Raw genomic sequence first — 1179 nt, 5'->3', positions numbered from 1 at the left:
CGGGGAGCACCTGTGGTGCTGAGCCACACCACCACTGGTGCTCTTCCGCACGATCGATGGGGCTCAACCGCACGATCGGGTGGGGCTCAGAGGCTCTAATACTCAGTCACTTCTTACCGCTATTTATCCACCCAGCTGTGGACCCATGCCGTCGTGACGAATCTTCTTTAAAAAATTTGCAAATAGGTTATCTGTGCCGGCCGCGGCAACTAGACACTGGCCTTGGAAGGCTGATTTGCCTGAGCAGGGCGAACCGCGTTCAGCCTGCCGATACAGACCCCCGGGCTTGGATGCGTCGCCGCCCGACGGCTATCAGTTCGTCCCTGCTGCTTCACCGATTTGCTTAGCCACGACGTAGCCTTATCGCTAGCGGGGATTCGAAAAACTTTTATCAGGTAAGGCTGTCTTCCGAAAGCTAAACGGTGGAATCAGGGGTATTGTCTGGCACCAGCCCGAGCCACCGCACCGAGTTGGCCTTCTCGACTAGTCCGTCTGCCCAGCCCTCCTGTCGTAACACGGTGGGTCCTTCCGGCTCTAATATCTCGCTCGTGTAAGCGGCGCGGGCCAGTTTCGCTGCGTCCTCAGTACCGAAAAGCACGGCGTAGCTGTCCAGGTTCCAGATTCTTCCTAGCAGCGCACCTCCGTCTTTCGCCGTGTAGAGAACGACCGCACGACCGTCAGCGGCCTGTCCGCCAGCCACCCAATCTTTCTCCGGAGCTATTCGTGGTGTCTGCTGCAACTGCTGCCGGATGGTGTGCAGGAACAGCTCAACGTCAACGGTCATGTTGTGCGTCGATCCCCTTGGGTGCGTACGACCAAGTTGTCGTCACTGTTGAAGTTTCAGAGGTTCGAGACGCCGAAGCCGGCTTTTCCGCGCCAATAGCCCGATCCACCCAGGCTGGGCAGGAAAGCGCGCCGTCGGGATTGACGCAGTAGGCCGTAGTGATTCCCACGACGGCATTCAGGGTGACCCCGTAATAGCTGGCGTAAATGGCCTCCTTATTAATCACCCGCACCTCCCGCTCATCCGTCACAACGCAGGTGTCGGTGCACGTGATCTCTTGGGCGTAAGTGAGCTGCCGCGGGGATTTCGGACAGCGGAATTAGTGGTTTCTTCTACGCTGCCAGGGCTGGCTTTTCATAACCGTAGTGCACTTCGTTAGGCCGTCGGTACCCGAG

The 1179-nt window shown here is 58.3% G+C and carries 1 protein-coding gene; it reads right to left on the bottom strand.

Annotation, left to right across the window (positions count from 1 at the left end; all coding sequences use genetic code 11):
- Window positions 1-415 precede the first annotated feature (415 nt).
- Window positions 416-784, bottom strand: coding sequence for a hypothetical protein (locus E3O45_RS07895; RefSeq protein ID WP_134442905.1), 369 nt, complete (start codon window positions 782-784; stop codon window positions 416-418).
- Between the last annotated feature and the right edge of the window lie 395 nt (window positions 785-1179).

The sequence above is a fragment of the Cryobacterium sp. TMS1-20-1 genome (assembly GCF_004402355.1).
Taxonomy (GTDB): domain Bacteria; phylum Actinomycetota; class Actinomycetes; order Actinomycetales; family Microbacteriaceae; genus Cryobacterium; species Cryobacterium levicorallinum.
The sequence above is the reverse complement of the archived record's forward strand: the minus strand, read 5'-3'. Positions and strand labels throughout refer to the sequence as shown.